This is a genomic window from Streptomyces sp. NPDC001678, assembly GCF_042892945.1.
Taxonomy (GTDB): Bacteria; Actinomycetota; Actinomycetes; order Streptomycetales; family Streptomycetaceae; genus Streptomyces.
The window spans coordinates 301867-319217 of the sequence record NZ_JBIAUP010000009.1 but is presented as its reverse complement, the minus strand read 5'-3'; the positions used below and the strand labels follow the sequence as shown (position 1 = coordinate 319217).

Sequence of the window (17351 nt, the reverse complement as noted above, 5' to 3'; positions counted from 1 at the left end):
ACGGCATCCACCGCGTCTGCTCCGACGAACAACTCCCCTGGTCCTTCCTCACCCACACCGGACTGACCATCCACCCCCAACAACCACAGAACTAATGAAAACATCAGTAGACGACCGTTACGAGCTGCTGGCCCGGGCCCACGCGGCTCCGTCGGACCGCCATCGGTCCCTGCGGGCAGCCATCGAGTGGAGCCATGACCTGTGCTCGGAGCATGAACGTCTCACCTGGGCACGGCTGTCGGTGTTCGCCGGCGGGTCGGCCTTGAGGCCGTGGAGAGCATCTGCTCGGGAGACGGAATCTCCCGGGAAGCCGTCTTCCAGGCGGTGGACGGGCTGGTGGAGAAGTGGATCCTGCTGCGCGAGGACGCCGGCGGCCGCGCCAGGTACCGGCTGCTGGAGGCGATCCGGCAGTACGGACTGCAACGGCTACGGGAACGCGACGAGGAAGCGGCATTGCGCCATTGGCACCGTGTGATCACTTCCTGGAGGTGGCCGAACAGGCGGAGGCGCACTGGTTCGGTCCCGGTCAGCTCGCGTTGTTCACTCGGCTGCGCAGCGAGCACGCCAGCCTCCGCGCGGCTCTGGAATGCTGCCTCGGCGAAGCGGATCCCCGCGGACTCCGGCTTCGTATGGCGGGAGCGTTGTGGATCTACTGGCTGGCGTGCGGGCTGCAACAGGAAGGCCGACTCTGGCTGGACCGAGCGCTCGCGCACGACGACACCCCGGGCCCGCGGCGGGCCACGGCCCTGTGGGCCAACGGCTACCTCGCCGCTCTGCAGGGCGACACGCCCTTGGCGTTAAAGATGTTCGAGGAGTGCCGGGACCTGGCCCGGCGCCTCGGTGACCGGGCCATGCCGGCGCACACCGTCTATGCCTCGGGGCTGGCCCGGCTCAACGGCCAGGACCTGGCGACGGCCGTGGCACTGCTGGCTGAAGGCGTCCGGCTGGAGCGGGCTCTCCTCAGTGGCGCCACCCCTCATGCGAACATCGCCGAGGGGCTTCTGGGACTGGCCGCCTGCCTGAGCAGAGAGGGCGACTCCGCCATCGGCATCCTCCAGCGGAGCCGGCCGCCACCGAGGCTCACGGCGAGCGACTGTCCAACAAGGAGATCGCGAACCGGCTGGTCGTCGCGCCACGCACCGTCGAAGGCGCCTAGCGCGACTCCTGGCCAAACTCGGTTCACCTCCCGGGTCCAAGTGGCTTCCTAGGTCGCCAAGCGGCGGTATGCCACAGGCGATGGGCAGGCAACGTCGCAAACGGTCGGCGTAGACCGCCCCGGCGATGGCTCCACGGCAGGAACCGCCCGAGGTAAACACCATGACGGTGGGGGCACCAGGCCTCGGCCGCGATGCGGTCCGCGTCCTCCATGGGCCAGCGGTAGACGCTCGTGGAGATGGCCGGGACGCCCCCGGACCCGGCCCGCCCACCTCATCAGCGACAAGGGATACAGCTCCAGAGCCATACGCACCTGGCTGCGGAAGCGGGGCATCCGTCACACCATCCCCGAGCGGTCCGACCAGATCCGCAACCGGCTCCGGCGCGGCAGCCACGGCAACCGGCCCCCGATGTTCGACAGACAGGTCTACAGACAGCGCAACGTCATGGAACGGTGCTTCAACCGCCTCAAGGAATGGTGCGGCATCGCTGCTGATGTGGGCGTGACATTTGACGACAACTCCTCGGCAATGCGGCCCGGTTCGAGACCCATTCGACACTGGAGGTTGAAGAACCGATCAGTCGGCCCACACCCGCACCAGGCAGCGGCCGGCGTGCGGTGGGGGTGGGTCGGTGAATGAAGTCCTGCCGTGCAGGACGGCCATGTTGTCCACCAGCAGCAGGTCACCGCGGCGGAGCCGCACGCGCAAGGCCATACGAGGGTCCGCCAGGACCTCGTCGAAGGCGTCCAGAGCGGCAACCTGAGCGGTGGACAGCGAGAGCCCGTGCTCTTGCTGGCCGCGGGTGATCCAGTACCGGTTGTACTGCACGTGCAGGCGACCGGCGCTGCGCCGGAAGACGGGGTAGATGTGTTCGAAGTCCGGCCCGCGGCCGAAGTGGAAGTCCTGGTAGAGGTCGGGCAGGACATCCGGTCGGGTCCTGAGCAGTACGTCGTGTACGGCGTAGCCGCTCACCAGCACCGATTCGCCGCCGTGGCGCGCCGGGCGGATGCACAGCATGCCCAGCAGTCGGGGAGGTCCGGGGAATTTCGCCCGGTCGGTGTGCAGGGCGAGGGCTCTCTCGGGGCGGTGCGGACGTGCCGGGGGTGCGGGGACGGGGGCCGCAGCCGTCACCAGGTTGTCGCCCGGGTGGTCCGGGTTCACAGGGCGCACGTCGCCCAGCGGTGCCATGAGCCGCCGACACACCTCGACGCACTCTTCATCGGTCAACGTGTCAAGGTCGATGCCGCGTACCACCGCCAGCCCGGGACCGTGGCTCAGGCACTGCGCGGCCCGAGCCACAGGATCGACACCATCCCGGCCTGAGGGCACGTCGCCGGTGGCACTCCCGGGTGCCCGGGCGAGCAGCGGGGGGTGTAGCTGGACCAGCCAGTCCCGTTCTTCCAGCGTCGCGCCCTGCCACGCGGAGGGCCCCGCGGCCGCAATCGGTATGTCCATCAGCGGGCTCCTTCCGCCTTTCGGTCCTGTCCCTGTGGTCGGGACGACACTGAGGTGGTCGCAATCGGAGCGGTGGAGAGAATACTCCTCGCCGGCCTTGCGATGTCCGCCGATCACCGAACGGTGCCTCCCCAACCGTTCGCCGGAGTCGACGCCTTCGCGGGCGATGCGGCCGCCAACCCGCTTGCCTGCCAGCTGTTTCCCCTGGTGGGGGGACGTCGTAGGCCCATCACCAGGAGAGAACGTGCTCCCTCCGGGAAGGCAGGAAGGAGGGCAGGCAGGAAGGCTGGCAGGCTTCTCAGGGGCGGACCAGCACGCCCATTGTGCCGAACGCGTGCGACGCCCCGTACTGCTCGTCGCCCCGGAAGGTGGCGACGTAGCCGTTGGTCAGAGTGCCGGCGCTCGCCGTACCCAGGCGGAGGGGTCCGATGCACGCGGCTTCGCCCTCGGCGCCGGTGACGGCGCGGCAGATCTCGCTGCCGTCGGGGGTCGTGAAGTCCACACGCTTGCCCCTGAGTGCCTTGCCGGTCTCGGCGTCGTACAGAAAGGCCCTCGCGCCGATGGAGGGCGGGAAGAGGTTGGCGTTCGCGTTCTCGGCGAAGAGGCGCGTCGCATGCGGTTCGCGGGAGCCGTGCTCCCCGTGGGCCGAGGCGGCTTGCGTGCAGGACAGGACCGTGGCGGCGGCGAGGACCGCGGCGCCGAACCAGGACCGTACGGACATGGAGTCTCCTTGAGCGGCGGGTTCCGGAGCTGAATGATCTGCTCCTCATACTGTTCGCCTAACGGTGAGATACGGCGCAGGTTACGGGGCGAACGGACCGGGTCGGCGCGGCGCACGTCCCGCCAACTACGTGACCGAGTAGAGGGATTGACACGACCGGTGCCAGTTCTACAGTTCCCTCGTGCTGTATTTGCTGGCGCTGCCCCCGACCGACTCCGTCACCGAGGGTTACCTCCCGGCTGCCGCCCGACTAGGGCTTGACGTCACGCTGCTCACCGACGCACCCGAAGCGCACCGACGGGCCTACGAGGGGCGCGGCGGGGACGCGTGGCCCCGGATCGCCATCGTCCCCTGCGAGGTACGCGACTTCCGCGAGGTGATCGCCCGCATCGCGGCGCTCGACCGCCGGCCGGAGGCCGTGTTCACCAACAGTGACCACCTCCAGGTGCAAGCGGCGCTCGCTGCCGAGTGGTTCGGCCTGCCGGGCAAGGGCTGGCGGGCCGCGCTGCTCACCAAGAACAAGGCGCAGATGCGGCGGACCCTCGCCGAGGCGGGGCTGGAGACCGTATGGAGCGCGGAGTTGACCCGGCCCGGGGACGCGGAGGATGTCCGGCCGCCCTTCCCTTGTGTGGTCAAACCCCGCGAAGGGGTTGCCAGTGAGGACGCCGAGCTGGTCGGGGACCGCGCGGAACTGCTCCGCCACTGCCGGGACGTGTGGTCCCGGCGGCCCGGCCTGCCCTTGGTAGTCGAGGATTACCTGCCGGGGCCGTTGCGCACCCTGGAGACCCTGGGGGATGGACGCTCCCTGCACATCCTCGGCTCCTTCCATGAAGTGGATGTCCCGCCACCGCACTTCGTCCTGCGGCGCGCCGATCTGCTGCCCGCGCCGCCCCGGACGCACGTGGAGCAGGTCGTCGCACGGCTCGAGGCCCTCGGTGTCGGGTTCGGCGCCTGCCACACCGAGTTCGTGGTCCAGGGCGAGCGGGTCCGCGTGATCGAAGTCAACTACCGCTCGGCCGGCGACCAGGCCGACCTCGGTCTCGCCGAGGCGCTCGGCATCCCCTTGTTCGAGCACATCCTCGGCGTCCACCTCGGCCACCTGCTCCCGGCCGACCTCGGCGCACGGAAAGCAAGCCGGCTGCTCCGTATCGAGACCGTGTGTGCCGAGCGCGCCGGAGCCCTCACGTCCGCGCCGGGGCCCGTGGAGTGGGACCGGGACGGGGTGCGGCTGGTCTACCGGCCGCAGCGCGAGATCGGCGAGGAGCACCCACTTCACCACTCCGACCGCGACCACCTCGGCGTCATGCGGGTCACTGGACCCGACCAGGACCGGATCGGACGTGTCGTGGCAGCGTTCCTCGCCGCCCATCGCTGGGAGATCGCGTGACGGCGGAGGAGGACGAAATCCTCGCCCGGGCCCTCGGCGCGCTGCTGCGGGAAGACCCGTATCACCTGCGCCCCGGGGCGGTCGTCGAGCGACGGCCCGACGGCGACTGGCTCGTCCTTCCCGAGGTGGACATTCCCGTACGTCCCGACGGCTTCCAGTGCGAGATCCGGGTTCGCCCGGTCCCCGGCCTCGGTGCCGTACTGGACCGGCTGCGCGAGGGCGTGGCCGAGCGGGACCTGCCGGGTTTCGACGCCTTCCGTGCCGAATGCGACCAGGCTGTGGCCATGGTCCGGTTGCAGTGGCGGGAGCGGTCGCGCGTCGTCGCGAGGCTGGCCGAGGAGCACGGGCCCGTGGAGGAGTGGACGGGGGTGCGGGGTTCCCTCGCATTCGAGGCGCTGGCCGCCTTCCGGGACCATCCGGTCTACCCCACCGGCCGGGTGCGCAACGGTCTCGACGAGCGCCAACTCCTCGCATACGCACCGGAATTCCGGCCCGTGTTCGGCCTGCGCTGGCTCGTTCTGCCGGGTGACGCGCTGACCCTCGGGCGGCGGGCCCGGCTGCCGCACTGGTGGCCGACCCCCGCCTCCCTCGGCCTGGTCCGGCCCGGCGACGGGTACCTGGCGCTGCCCGTCCACCCGCTCACCGCCGAGGGCCCCCTCGCCGAGGCCGTCACCGCCGCCGGCCTCGGCGGCAGCGCGCGGCTCGCCGAGACAACGTGGCCGGCCGTGGTCCCCACGCTGTCCATGCGGACCGTCGCCGTCATCGACGACCCCGGCGTCCACATCAAACTTCCCCTGGCCACGTCCACCTTGGGACTGCTCAACCGGCGCACCATCAAACCGGGTGTCCTGCCCAACGGCGAGTGCGGGCAGCGACTGGTGGCGGAGATCGCGGCCCGTGAGCCCCGCTTCGCCGACGCTGTGCTGTTCACCGATGAACGCACCCACCTCGGCGCGGGCCACGAACTGCTCGCCGCGCTGGTCCGCCGCTACCCGGCCGGCCTCGACGACGCCCATGTGGTGCCGGTCGCCGCCCTGCTGGCCACCTGCCCCGACGGCCGTCCCGTCGTCGACGTGCTCGCCGAGTGCCACTACGAGGGCTCGGCGGTCGCGCTGCTCGACGCCTACCTGCGGTTGCTGTTGGACTGGCACACCACCCTTTTCTCCTATGGCATCGCGCTGGAATCGCACCAGCAGAACACCTCGATCGTCCTCGACGGCCACGGCGGCCTCCCCCGGATGCGGCTGCTGCTCAAAGACAACGACGGGCCACGCGTGCACCCTGCGCGCCTTGCCGCACGGATCGGCGAGGCGGCAGCCGCCGGCCTGCTGGGCTTCACCGACCCTCGAGTCCTCGTCACCGACGACGGCCCGCTGGCAGACCTGTTCACGACCGTGACCGTTCATCTGTGTGCGGCTGCCCTTGCCTTCGAACTGGCCGAACGCGGCCGGGGCCCGTTGGCCACCTGGCTGGGGCTCCTCCGGGACCGGCTCGTCGAAGCCATCGACCGGCTTCCCGCGGGACCGGCCGCGGTGCTGCGCGCCCGGGTGCTCAAGGCGCCCCGGCTGCCGATCAAGGCGATGGTCACCGCCGGAACGCTGTTCAGCAAGGACCGCTCGGGGGCCGTGGACATCAACAAGTACTACGTCGACGGGCCCAACTACCTACTCCCCCACTGATTCAGGGCGGCCGGCATGACCACCGCCCCCGGCCCACAGCATGTTGCCCAAGTGGGCCCTGCCCGGGGAGCCGAAGCCGGCCCACGACCCGGCCGTGGCCACGGTGACCGAGCGTCGGCGGGCGAAGGCCACCGAGCTGAAAGCTCGGACCGGTGGGCTCCGGGACGAGCTCCTGCTCAGACCCGGGTGATGGCCACCGTGGTGGGGCCGGAGGCGGAGGTGAGGCCTTGAGGGGTCAGGCAGGCGGCTTGCCGGCAGGCGAGCAGGGTCACCTCGGCGGTCAGGACGCACGCCGTCGCGGCGAGGAAACGCTCGGCAAGCGCGAACGCATACGATTCGGGCTCCGACGCCGCGTGCCGGGCGCCGATCGCCAGCACGGAGTTGCTGATCGAACTCACGGGGATAAGACGGGTGTTGTCTCCGTCGCTGTAGACCTCGGGGTGGTCCATCAGCAGGCGGGCGTCTGCCCGGAACCGGTCAACGGAAGACGTACAAAAGGAATTCACTATATGGCCGACGCCACGCCCTTGCCCGACGCGGTTCAGGTGGCCGTGGTCGGCGGCGGACCCGTCGGTCTGCAGTTGGCCGGGAAGCTGGGTCTTCGGGGCATCAGCTGTGTCGTGCTCGAACGGGACGTCCGGCTGTCGCAGGCGGCCCGCGCACTCGTCCTGCACTCCCGGACCCTGGAATTCCTCGACATGCGCGAAATCGCCGAACCCTTTCTCGCCCACGGGCACCGATACCGGCACTACCCCCTGGGTTCCGAAGGGTCCGTCGCGCCTTTCGCCGCCCTGGACAGCCCTTTCCTTATGCGCTCGCACTGCCTCAGCACCGCACCACAGCGCTGTTGGAGGAATACGCCCTCAAGAACGGCGCGCTCATCGCCCGCGGGGCGGAAGTCACCGGAATCGGGCAGGACGAGGACGGCGCCGAGCTGACCGTCCGGCGTGCGGACGGTGTGCGGCGGATACGTGCCGACTACATCGCCGGGTGCGACGGCGCACGGAGTGCCGTGCGCCGGCTGTCGGGCATAGCCGCGTCGCACACCGTGCACCCCTACGACGTCATTTCGGTCGACGCACGGCTCGACCTCGAGCCGCAACAGCCGTGGAGCCGATGGGGGCCGGACGGTATGGTGCTGCTCCTGCCGTTCGGCGACGGACGGTGGCGCGTCATCCTCTACCCCTACCGTCGCCCCGAGGCCGGTGACGCAGGGACCGACGCCCCCGACGCGGCCCGGGTCCAGGCGCTGCTGTACCGGATCGCGGGCCGCGAGCTCGCGCTGCACGAGGTCGAGTGGCTCAGCCGCTATCGCTGCGAGCACCGCCACGCGGTCCGGTACCGGCGCCACCGCGTCGTGCTGGTGGGCGATGCCGCCTCGATGCCTACGCCGAGGAACGGCGTCGCTCCGCCACCCACGTCATGCGGCTCACCGCCGCCATGCTCCACTTCAACGCGCTGCCCTCGCCCTGGGGGCACGCAATCCGCGCCGTCGTCCTCACCGCCCTTCGCCCGCCCCTCCCGCGACGACGCCTCGCCGCTTGCCTGGCCGGCCTGCCGGGGAGCGCCGCACGGCGCGGCACATGCGCCCGCAGCGGCGCGCGGGCCCCCGATGTGCCGCTGTCGGCCACGGCGACCACCGCCCCCGGCAGGCTGTTCGAGGCCCTCAGAGCAGGCCGTCATGTGCACCTGACCTCCACCCGTGGTACGCCGGATGCCCGAGCGCCCGGCATCACGATGCCCATGGTGACCGTCCGGTCCGCGGCCGGCCGGCAGCCGGCAGCCGTGCATCGTCCGTCCGGACGGGCACTATCTGTGAGTCCGGATCCGTGAATCCCGGATCCGTGAATCCCGGCCCCCCACCGGACGACTCCCGGGCCCGGACGGCGACGCCCGGCCGCGTACCGTGTCTCGCCCCCTTCGCCTGCCACGCGGCACTGCTCTGCGGAGCGCTCGCCATCGCCTCCGTCACGGCGGCCGTGCCCGCGATCGCGGCCGACCTGGAGATGAAGCCCGTCCAGACCCAGTGGTTCGCCGCCGCCTATCAACTCACCTGCGGTCCTCTGCAACTCGGGGTAAGCCACTTCGCCGATCGGTACGGTGCCCGCCGTATCCTGCTCGTCGCCCGACTGGTCCAGGGCGTCGGTGGTGCCGCCCTCTCGCCCGTCAGCCTCGCCCTGCTGCTCACCCTGCGCGGTAGAACGGAGAGCGAGCCCCGTGTCCGTGCCGTCGCGGGGTGGGTCTCCACCGCCGCCGCGGCCGCCTGCCTCGGGCCGGTACTGGGTGGCCTGCTCACCAGCCTGCTGGGCTGGCGGGCGGTCTTCGCCGCCCTCACCCTCCTCGCGACCGTCAGCGCGGGCTGCGCCCTTCACGCGCTCGGCGGCCCCGGCCCCTCACCGACATCGCCCTGGCAGGCTGTGGACGTCGTCGGAATCGTCCTGTGCACGGGGGCCGCCGTCGCCGCGCTGATCACGCTGACCGCTCCGACGGTCACCGCTTCCGCACCGGTACAGGCGTCGACCGGGCTACTGACCGCGACATTGACCGGCCTTCTCGTCCTCCGGACGCGACGTCACCCCCAGGGTGCTCTGGACGCCGGGTTGCTGCGGCAGGCGGTCACGCGCCGAGCCCTGCTCGTCCTGCCGGCACTCTTCGGCGCGAACTCCGCCTTCACCTTCCTCACGTACTTCACTCTGACCCGCGCATACGGTCTGAGTCCACTCTCGGCGGCGCGACGGGGCCGGCGGCGGCAGGAGCCGCACTCTCCCTGGTCGGGCACCCTCCCCGGACTTGCGGGGCATCGACCTGCGACGCGCTCGGCACAGCGCAGGGCGCCCAACTCGCCCTCGTCCTACTGGGATCGCTCACTGTCGCTATGGCTTTCGCGCTGACGAGCCGGCGACACGAGCGGACGTGACCGCGTCACCTGGGCCGTGCGCCACGGGCACCGACCCTCGCCTTCAGAAACCTGCCGGATCGATTGGGGAAGTAGTCCTCCAGCACGCCTTCCCGGTGGACGTCGAGCGTGGCGCAGTGCAGTCCGCCGCCGAAGGAGGCCACGTCCCAGAACGCCACGAGCACGACCTCGAGGCCCAGCCGGTCGAGCTGTTTCATCTGCTCGGTCTCGCTCGCTTCCACGAGGTCCGTACTATCCAGGTCGGCGTTCCGCGAGCGCGCGCGTCAACGCGTCGTGCCAACGCGGCGCATCAGGGAGTAATCGCCAATTCCTGCGGATCGGTTGGTGTGACTCAATGCCCTCCGTTGGTGGGCTTCGCCGTCAGTATCAACCCAGCTCTGACGCGTGCGGGGATGTTGGGCTGGTGCCGGCGAGAGTGCGTGGGCGCGAGCCGACGAGTGATCTCAGCATGCCGACTCCCGCCACGACCGCAGCCAGGTGAAGCACCGCGGCGATGGCGAGGTTTTCCGGCTGGGTGACGTCGTCGGGGTGGGCCAGTGCCACGAAGAGCGTGATGGGAAGTCTCCAGCCGCTCCATGTGAAGAGCGAGCCCGATCCGAGCCAGCCGAGCGCCAGCAGGAGCCGGTGGGACCCTCGGGTCGTACGTTGTCGGGCGAGCACCCGGACGGCGGCGGATCCGGCGAGGGCCCAGAGTGCACCCAGGCCCGTCAGCAGGTACCCATTGGTGTCCCTCTGCGCCGGATGTGCGACTCCGAGGGTGCCACCCACTGCCCAATACGCCCAGACAAGACCGACGACGGCTGCGACGGCAGCGGCCCATGGCACAGCCGCACGGCTGTCGTCCCCGACTCGCGCGGTGAAGGCTTCCGGCCAGCGCCGCCGCAGGTAGGCGGGGAGCGCGAGGGCCAGCCCCAGCCCCATCCCGATAAAGCTGAACTGGATCAGTGCGCCTTCCCAGCCGGGCATGGCGGAGTCGTCGCCCCCGCTGTTCGTCGCGCCGTCGTGCCCCGCGTCCAGCAGCGTACTGAGCACGGCGTAGGGCAAGATCGACACGAGGAACCCTGCTCCCGTCCAGGCGCAGAAGGCCACCAGCCACCCCGGTGCCCGCATGCCCCAGGGCCGTACCAGGGCGAGCGCCAGGGTGATACCGATCCCCGCCATGCCGATGGTCACGGTGTTGAGCAGGACCCACCCGGCCAGGTTGAAACCCTCCCCGATCGGTGCCAGTCCGAGCAGCGAGCCGACGACCCACGACACCTTGATCAACAGATAGGGCGCCATTGCCAGCGCCGCCCCGTATCCCGCGCACCGTCCAACCCGATCCCAGCGTTCCACCCGGATACCCCTTTCTCAGCAGGACCTCCAGCCTCGGGCACCACCTTGCTCATGTACGTCCACCACGGGGAGCGTTCACCTCCGTCGGACGGCGGAGCCCGGCCTCGTCATCCAGGCGGACCGGGCGCGCGAGCCGGCCTCACGAACGCTCATTCACAACTCACCAGCTCAGTGGCCGGAGGCGCTCATACCGCGAGGACGGGGGCCGTTCGACGGGTTGTCCTCGTTCGAAGCAGGCTCCGGTGCGGACGAGGACGCCGCTGTCCCCTGCTCAGGCGGTCATCGCCAGTGATAGGGCATATCGGTTCGCGTTGTCGGTCCACCACTGATCCAGTCGCAGGCCTGCCCGTGCCAGTTCGGAGCGGATGTCCTTCTGACGGAACTTGACCGATATGCCCACATGCAGACGCTCTCCGGCTGAGAAGGTGACGGCACGGTCCAGCGAGGCGAGTGTGACGGTGTGGGAGCGGCGGGCCCGCAGCGCGTTCTCGATGCGACCCAGGTGTGGGTTCCAGGTCACGTCGTGGTCGAAGTCGCGGAGGCGGAAGTTCGCGCCGAGTTCCCGGTTGAGGACCGTCAGGCCGTTCTTGACGAACGCGGCGGTGACTCCGGCGCGGTCGTCGTAGGCGGCTTTCAGGGTCACTTCGTCCTTCACCAGGTCGGTGCCCAGGAGAAGCCCGTCACCCCGGCGCAGCTGACCCCGCACAGTGACCAGGAACCGTTGTCGTTCGGCGGGGCGGAAGTTTCCGTAGGTGGCCCCGAAGAAAGTGAACAGGACGGGGGCGGCCTGTGGGTCCAGGCCGAGCGGTGAGCTGAAGTCGGCGGCGCGTGGCTGGATGTCCAGCCCGGGGTAGTCGGCGCGCAGGGTCCGCGCCACGTCCCGGAGGCCGGCCTCGCTGACGTCGACGGGAACGTACCGTTCCAGCGATCCCTCCGCGCTCAGAGCGTCGAGCAGCAACCGGGTCTTCCCGGCGGAGCCCGCGCCGAGGTCGACCAGGGTACGGGGACGAATCCGGGCCGCGACGTCCGCGCCGTGCCGGGCGACGATCTCTCGTTCGGCCTCGTCGATGTAGTACTCGGGCTGCTGGGCGATGGCCGTGTAGAGCGCGCTGCCGCGGGCGTCGTAGAGCCATTTGGTGGCGAGGCGTTTGGGGGTGGTCATCAGCCCGGCGAGCAACTCGCGGTGCTCGGCGGCGACCGCCGTTCCGAAGGTTGCCGCGCTGGTGGCGGACAGGGTCATTGCGTCTCCCTCGTATGGGGACCGAGGGCACCCTCAGGCGGTGTGCGCCCAGATCAGCCAGTGATATCCGGAGTCGGAGGTGTCCGCCCTGGTGGGGACCGGTGGCATCCAGACAGCCGGCGGATTGCCGGGCTCGGGGCGTGCCAGGTCCTTGACCGTCCAGGCGCCGGCCTGCCAGCCGTCGGCCGCGAGCTGCGTCACGGGATCCGCCCAGCCGCTGGCCCACAGCACTCCGAGCTCGTCCAGACTCCTGAGGACCGGCGCGTAGTGCGCCGCGGCGAACACGTCGGGGTGCACGTGGTCGCACCACAGCTGGCTGCCGGGGGCCGACATGCCTCGAACGGTGCGCAGCAGCGTGTGACAGGCGTCGGCGTCGAGGTAGGGCAGCAGCCCTTCGACGACCCACAGCGTCCGGGCCAGAGGGTCGAAGCCGGACTCTCGCAACCGCCGGTCCCAGTCCTCGCTCAGATCGGCTGCCACCTCGACGCGCCGGCAGACCGGCCGCGCGGCCGCCCCGGCCTGAGCGAGCCGCAGGCTCCTGGCTTCCAGCAGGGCGGGAAGGTCCACCTCCATATAGACCAGGTCCGTGGGAAGCTCCAGCCGCAGGACCCGGGACTCCAGGCCCGCGGCCAGGGAGACCACCTGCCGGACACCGTCCTCGGCGGCCGCTCGGACCACCTCGTCCCCCAGCCGGGCACGTACCGGAACGACCGGGGGCGAGTAGCCGAGGACGGACACCACGACGTCGTGCCACTGTCGGCGCTCCGCTTCGGTGCACAGTGTCAGCGGGTCCTCCAAGAACCGGTCCGCACGTGCGGTCTCCAGTTCTCTTGCTGCCGCGGTCCACCCCGCGGTGGAACTGATGGTCTGCACGACGCCTCCTAGGGCTGGAAAGCTGCTCCTGTTACGGCTGGTGTTCCTGGGGCAGCCTGTCGTGCGGGGGGTTTTCACGGCATCGTGGAAACCCACGATCTTTCGGTGACGGCGTGGCGGGGGCAGCGGCAGCGGCAGCGGCAGCGGCGAATGGTGATCCGGTTCCGGCGGTCGAACGGTGGCTGTCACCCCGCACGATGGCCGAGTCGACCGCGCCTTCTATTCCGGGTCCTCGTCCGCCGGCTGCCTGGGCCCGATTCAGGCCGCACCACGAGGCATCTCCGCCGGTGGCGTCACGGGCGTCGAGGAGAGCGGTCAGGGTTGGCGGGTTCCGGCATCGGCCATCAACGTAGCCACGGGCCGGGCGCCTGCTCCCCCTCCCCCCGGAGCCGGCCCACAGAGCCGCGGAGACTGCCCTTGAATGCGGCCGACTCGTCGAACGACCCGACGAGCACACCGCAGCGAGCTCGACGTCCGGTGTCGGCACCCCCGTACTGCGGGTGTCAGGGGGCGGTGCGCCCCGCTGCCCGGCCATCCGCCGCCATCACACCCTCGCCACGAACCACGCGCCAGAAGCAGATGAGCGCTGCTGGATCACATCCCCACGCTGGTCCGGACCGGATGCGTGGCTGGATAAGTCCTATGTGACAGCTTGGCCGGTTTTAAAGCCGTGATATTGCCGGGAAGTTAACACAGAGACATGATCACTGCTCGTATCGACCTGATCACTCATCCAGGAGCCGAGAAGTGATACGCCGAACCGCTCTCCGCGCCCTCGCCACCGTCGCCGCGACCGCTACCCTCGCCCTGCCCCTCACGCAGGGAGCCCAGGCGGCCGCCCCGGACACGACCGCATCGGACACGACCACCCCGGCGACCGTCGTCACCGCTGCCGCCCCTGCTACGGGCGAGTTCGGCTTCTTTCTCTACACGGGCATCGCCGTACGCACGGTCGACCACCCCAGCCGGGTACGCCTGGCCGACACCGGGTTCCTGCGCTCCCACCCGCGCGTCGAGGTCCGCTACGGCGACCCCGGCCACTCGGACCGGGCCCGCATCGTCGCCTCGGCGACGACCCTGACGTAGCGAGCCACAAGCCCCGGCCCCGGCGCCCACCACGGTCGTGACCGGCGACGACCGCGCCGCCACCGCCGTCACGGCGCGACCGAGGCCCTGAGCAGCAGATCGCCGCCCCCCCCCTCGTTTCCGTCAGCCTCTCACATGCCCTCGTTTCACGAGATCTCACACAAAGGAGTCATCAATTCTCATGGAAAAACGTCGGAGACTTCTCACCTTCACCGCTGTGGGTGCGGTCATATGCACCGCTGGATTCATGCCGTCGGTCAGCCAGGCCGCCGCCAGCGGCAATGGGGAGAAGAAGGGGACCTACGCCGAAACGCACGGCCTGACGCCGGATGACGTCAAGAACATCAACGCACTGAACGAAAGAGCCCTGGCTCTGGGCCAGCCTGGCAAGCCTCCGACGGAATTACCTCCGAGCGCCGGCCCGTCCTTCCGGGCCCCCGACTCTGTCGACGACAGGGAGACTCCTCCCGCCGAGCCGCTCGACAGGATGCCGGACGCGTACCGGGCCTACGGAGGCAGGGCCACCACCGTCGTCGACAACTACATACGCAAGTGGCAGCAGGTCCACAGTCACCGTGACGGCAAGAAACAGCAAATGACCGAAGAGCAGCGAGAGAAGCTGTCCTACGGTTGCGTCGGCGTCACCTGGGTCAATTCGGGCCCCTACCCGGCGAACAGATTGGCGTTCGCGTTCTTCGATGAGAACAAGTACAAGAACGACCTCAAAACCACCAGCCCCAGACCCAATGAAACGCGGGCGGAGTTCGAGGGCCGCATCGCCAAGGACAGTTTCGACGAGGGGAAGGGATTCAAGCGGGCACGTGATGTGGCATCCATCATGAACAAGGCCCTGGAAAACGCCCACGACGAGGGGGCCTACATCGACAACCTCAAGACAGAGCTGACGAACAACAATGACGCTCTGCTCCACGAGGACAGCCGCTCGAACTTCTACTCGGCGCTGAGGAACACACCGTCTTTCAAAGAGAGAGACGGAGGCAACCACGACCCGTCCAAGATGAAGGCGGTCATCTACTCCAAGCACTTCTGGAGCGGACAGGACCAGCGGGGCCCCTCCGACAGGAGGAAGTTCGGCGACCCGGAAGCCTTCCGCCCCGACCGGGGCACCGGCCTGGTCGACATGTCGAAGGACAGAAGCATCCCGCGCAGTCCCGCCAACCCTGGCGAAAGCTGGGTCAATTTCGACTACGGCTGGTTCGGGGCTCAAACAGAAGCGGATGCCGACAAGACGATATGGACCCACGGCGACCACTACCACGCACCCAACAGCGGCCTGGGCCCCATGCACGTATACGAGAGCAAGTTCCGTAACTGGTCTGCCGGGTACGCGGACTTCGACCGCGGAGCGTACATGATCACGTTCATACCCAAGAGCTGGAACACCGCCCCCGCCAAGGTGAAGCAAGGCTGGCCGTAACAGAACCGGGCACCGGCGGAGATCCTCCAGGTCGCAGACTGCGCGGCGTTGCCCGCCCCGTCGCCCGGTCGGCGCCCCGCCCGCCGGGACGAGGGCCACGGTCCGTCCCCGCAAGTGGAGTCCGGGCGGGCCGGGGCGCCAAGTCACGCCTCGGTGCTGGTCATTGTGAGGACCACCAGGTCGACGAGGTGACGGCGGTGAAGCCCAGCGACTCGTACAGCGGCCGTCCGAGCTGCGAGGCGGTGAGTGTCACCGGAAGGTTCGCCATGGGCACGAGTGAGCCGAGCATGACGGCCCGCCCGGCGCCGCGCGAGCGGTGCGCCGACGCCGTGCCGACCCAGTAGTGGCCGCCGACCCCGTCGTGGACGACGGTGACACCGGCTCCGACCGCCTCGCCGTCAAGGACGACGAGAAAGACGTCCACACCTGGCTGCTCGATCAGTGTCGTGGGGAACAACTCGCCAGGACGGTAGGGGGTGAATCTGATCAGCTCGAAGCCCTCGATCACGATCTGCTCGGCAGTCCGCAGCTCGTCCGTCCGCTGGACTCGGATCACCTCCGTCGCGGGAGCGGGTGCAGGACCAGGCGGGCGCACCATGACCGGCATCTGCCAGTTACGCAAGCCCAGGTGACTCAGATCGGTGGAGCTGAACGGATCCTCGGCATCCACCGGTCCGACCGATCGGCCGGCCAGCGCGGTCAGCTCGGCGAGCTCGTGCGCGTCGAGGTCGGGTTCCTGCAGCAAGACGCGTGTCCCGGCGCGGTCGCCGCCCACCACGGCGAGGAAGCCGCGTCGGCGGATCACCTCGTGGCCGCGGGAGTTTCCGAGCGCGGCCCAGAACGCGGCGGAGTTACGGGCCTGGCGTATCGCCGCGTCGTCGAAGGCCACGGGGTGATCCGGACGGTCCTGCCTGCTTCGATCCTCGACACGAGTGTCGGGGGAGGTCTGCCGAGTGTTGGCCACGGATGGCTCCTGTTCAGTTGCTGTGCTGTGATCCAGGCGAAGGAGCAGGCGGGACCCGAGCAGAAGCCGACTCGGGTCTTCGTCACGCCTCCGGCCCAACAACGTAATGTCCCTGATAGCCGGGCCGATCTCAACCAAGATTGCTGAGCATTCACCCGTCTTGGACACCGTGTCGCCTCAGCAGTGCGGCGACCTCCGCAGCCGAGATGATGCCGGTCTCCAGGAACTGCTCCAACAGCCCGGACTGCACAAAGGCCAGATCCACTCTCGTCCCTCCCCGCAGGCGGACAGAGCTCTCTTCAGCTCACCCGTCCCCCACCACCACGACGGAGCGAAACTGAACCACAGATCTCATGAGACAGAACTGAACAGCGGAAAGGAGGAGGCCGTGATCGCGATCGACGGAGCCGCGTGCGCCCGCAACCTCGCCCTGAACGATCGGCTGCGGGCACTGAAGGGGCACGGGGTCGGCTGGGTCGCCGGATACAGCGAAGACCTCCACCCCGACGGGACAACCACCCTGTGGACATGCCCCACGCCGCCCGGACAACACCCCGCCGGCAATGTCTGGACGTACTGGAAGGACCCGGCGGACACCATCCCCATCGGGCCTACGACGATCCTGGCCCGCACCGACCTGATGCGCGCGGCTCCCATGGGCGGCCTCGTCCAGGGCGAGGACTACATGGCCGCAATCGGCACCACCTGCCTCGCCCCCGGCATCCTGCTGCCCCTACCGGTCTACCGGTACCGCAAACACGCAGGTCAGATGACGCAGCAGGACGGCTACGGCGAGCTGGAGGCAGCCGCACGGCGGCACGCGTGGAACTTCGGGCGCAGCCTGCGAACCACCCTTACCGTGTCCGACCTTCTAGGTTCCGCGGTTTCACGAGCACTTCCGCGTGACCATGAGCATCGTTCGAACATTTCCACGTGATCAGTCCCCTTCGGCCACCCGCAGTTGGGGGACTTCGGCGAGCCGGGCCGTGGCGACGGGTCCGTTCGGCACGCGGTATGGCGCACTACTCAGGCGTCTACGCCTCCGCAACGACGGGCGGCACCAGACGTTTACAAGAGCCGCCTGGTGTCGGCCCGCCCG

15 protein-coding genes and 3 pseudogenes are annotated in these 17351 nt (G+C 69.5%); 10 read left to right on the top strand and 8 right to left on the bottom strand.

What is annotated here, in order from left to right; all coding sequences use genetic code 11:
• Nucleotides 1-488 precede the first annotated feature (488 nt).
• Nucleotides 489-1208, top strand: a complete 720-nt coding sequence (locus ACFYZR_RS21025; protein ID WP_391912371.1) for a hypothetical protein — start codon at nt 489-491, stop codon at nt 1206-1208.
• A 192-nt stretch (nt 1209-1400) separates the two neighbouring features.
• Nucleotides 1401-1646 (top strand): annotated as a pseudogene (locus tag ACFYZR_RS21020) (transposase); the annotation flags it as partial.
• Between the two features lie 87 nt (nt 1647-1733).
• Here ACFYZR_RS21020 and ACFYZR_RS21015 read toward each other — a convergent pair.
• Nucleotides 1734-2612, bottom strand: coding sequence for a TauD/TfdA family dioxygenase (locus ACFYZR_RS21015; protein WP_391912369.1), 879 nt, complete (start codon nt 2610-2612; stop codon nt 1734-1736).
• Between the two features lie 298 nt (nt 2613-2910).
• Entirely contained in the window at nt 2911-3333 is a 423-nt protein-coding gene (locus ACFYZR_RS21010) for a hypothetical protein (protein WP_391912367.1), read from the bottom strand.
• A gap of 181 nt (nt 3334-3514) precedes the next feature.
• On the opposite strand from ACFYZR_RS21010, the gene ACFYZR_RS21005 reads away from it, so the two are divergent.
• Complete coding sequence (locus ACFYZR_RS21005; RefSeq protein ID WP_391912365.1) at nt 3515-4720, top strand: acetyl-CoA carboxylase biotin carboxylase subunit family protein; 1206 nt, start codon at nt 3515-3517, stop codon at nt 4718-4720.
• Nucleotides 4717-6399: an IucA/IucC family protein gene (locus ACFYZR_RS21000; RefSeq protein ID WP_391912363.1), complete on the top strand. Its 1683-nt coding sequence runs from the start codon at nt 4717-4719 to the stop codon at nt 6397-6399. The genes ACFYZR_RS21005 and ACFYZR_RS21000 overlap by 4 nt, the downstream gene beginning before the upstream one ends.
• A gap of 176 nt (nt 6400-6575) precedes the next feature.
• Here the strand turns inward: ACFYZR_RS21000 and ACFYZR_RS20995 are convergent, their stop codons facing one another.
• Nucleotides 6576-6848, bottom strand: coding sequence for a hypothetical protein (locus ACFYZR_RS20995; RefSeq protein WP_391912361.1), 273 nt, complete (start codon nt 6846-6848; stop codon nt 6576-6578).
• A gap of 60 nt (nt 6849-6908) precedes the next feature.
• On the opposite strand from ACFYZR_RS20995, the pseudogene ACFYZR_RS20990 reads away from it, so the two are divergent.
• From ACFYZR_RS20990 to ACFYZR_RS20980, 3 genes and pseudogenes are all read left to right on the top strand, one after another.
• A pseudogene (locus ACFYZR_RS20990) lies at nt 6909-7082 on the top strand (FAD-dependent monooxygenase); the annotation flags it as partial.
• Nucleotides 7013-8092: an FAD-dependent monooxygenase gene (locus ACFYZR_RS20985; RefSeq protein WP_391912389.1), complete on the top strand. Its 1080-nt coding sequence runs from the start codon at nt 7013-7015 to the stop codon at nt 8090-8092. The pseudogene ACFYZR_RS20990 and the gene ACFYZR_RS20985, both read left to right, overlap by 70 nt.
• 151 nt (nt 8093-8243) lie before the next feature.
• Entirely contained in the window at nt 8244-9290 is a 1047-nt protein-coding gene (locus ACFYZR_RS20980; protein ID WP_391912359.1) for an MFS transporter, read from the top strand.
• Between the two features lie 31 nt (nt 9291-9321).
• Here ACFYZR_RS20980 and ACFYZR_RS20975 read toward each other — a convergent pair whose 3' ends face one another.
• From ACFYZR_RS20975 to ACFYZR_RS20960, 4 genes are all read right to left on the bottom strand, one after another.
• Nucleotides 9322-9537 carry a hypothetical protein gene (locus ACFYZR_RS20975; RefSeq protein ID WP_391912357.1) on the bottom strand — a complete coding sequence of 72 codons (216 nt, stop codon included), beginning with the start codon at nt 9535-9537 and terminating at the stop codon, nt 9322-9324.
• Nucleotides 9538-9682: 145 nt separating this feature from the next.
• On the bottom strand, nt 9683-10651 hold the full coding sequence (locus ACFYZR_RS20970; RefSeq protein WP_391912355.1) for a hypothetical protein: 969 nt from the start codon (nt 10649-10651) through the stop codon (nt 9683-9685).
• 271 nt (nt 10652-10922) lie between these two features.
• A complete protein-coding gene (gene egtD / locus ACFYZR_RS20965) occupies nt 10923-11891 on the bottom strand; it encodes an L-histidine N(alpha)-methyltransferase (RefSeq protein ID WP_391912353.1) in 969 nt (322 codons plus the stop codon).
• A gap of 33 nt (nt 11892-11924) precedes the next feature.
• Nucleotides 11925-12764, bottom strand: a complete 840-nt coding sequence (locus ACFYZR_RS20960) for a class I SAM-dependent methyltransferase (RefSeq protein ID WP_391912351.1) — start codon at nt 12762-12764, stop codon at nt 11925-11927.
• A 747-nt stretch (nt 12765-13511) separates the two neighbouring features.
• Here ACFYZR_RS20960 and ACFYZR_RS20955 point away from each other — a divergent pair.
• Both ACFYZR_RS20955 and ACFYZR_RS20950 read left to right on the top strand, forming a co-directional pair.
• Nucleotides 13512-13850 (top strand): hypothetical protein, encoded by a 339-nt coding sequence (locus ACFYZR_RS20955; RefSeq protein ID WP_391912349.1) that lies wholly within the window; start codon nt 13512-13514, stop codon nt 13848-13850.
• Between the two features lie 181 nt (nt 13851-14031).
• Nucleotides 14032-15288 carry a protein-glutamine gamma-glutamyltransferase gene (locus tag ACFYZR_RS20950; protein ID WP_391912347.1) on the top strand — a complete coding sequence of 419 codons (1257 nt, stop codon included), beginning with the start codon at nt 14032-14034 and terminating at the stop codon, nt 15286-15288.
• A 160-nt stretch (nt 15289-15448) separates the two neighbouring features.
• Here ACFYZR_RS20950 and ACFYZR_RS20945 read toward each other — a convergent pair whose 3' ends face one another.
• Nucleotides 15449-16252, bottom strand: a complete 804-nt coding sequence (locus ACFYZR_RS20945) for a GNAT family N-acetyltransferase (RefSeq protein ID WP_391912345.1) — start codon at nt 16250-16252, stop codon at nt 15449-15451.
• A 403-nt stretch (nt 16253-16655) separates the two neighbouring features.
• Between ACFYZR_RS20945 and ACFYZR_RS20940 the strand changes: the two are divergent.
• Nucleotides 16656-17189: pseudogene (locus ACFYZR_RS20940) on the top strand (glycosyltransferase); the annotation flags it as partial.
• Nucleotides 17190-17351 lie beyond the last annotated feature (162 nt).

Bases quoted from the DNA above. Each gene is read 5' to 3' on its own strand.
- ACFYZR_RS21015 (WP_391912369.1), bottom strand. From the start codon at position 2,612: ATGGACATACCGATTGCGGCCGCGGGGCCCTCCGCGTGGCAGGGCGCG.
- ACFYZR_RS20995 (WP_391912361.1), bottom strand. From the start codon at position 6,848: ATGGACCACCCCGAGGTCTACAGCGACGGAGACAACACCCGTCTTATC.
- ACFYZR_RS20950 (WP_391912347.1), top strand. From the start codon at position 14,032: ATGGAAAAACGTCGGAGACTTCTCACCTTCACCGCTGTGGGTGCGGTC.
- egtD (WP_391912353.1), bottom strand. From the start codon at position 11,891: ATGACCCTGTCCGCCACCAGCGCGGCAACCTTCGGAACGGCGGTCGCC.
- ACFYZR_RS21010 (WP_391912367.1), bottom strand. From the start codon at position 3,333: ATGTCCGTACGGTCCTGGTTCGGCGCCGCGGTCCTCGCCGCCGCCACG.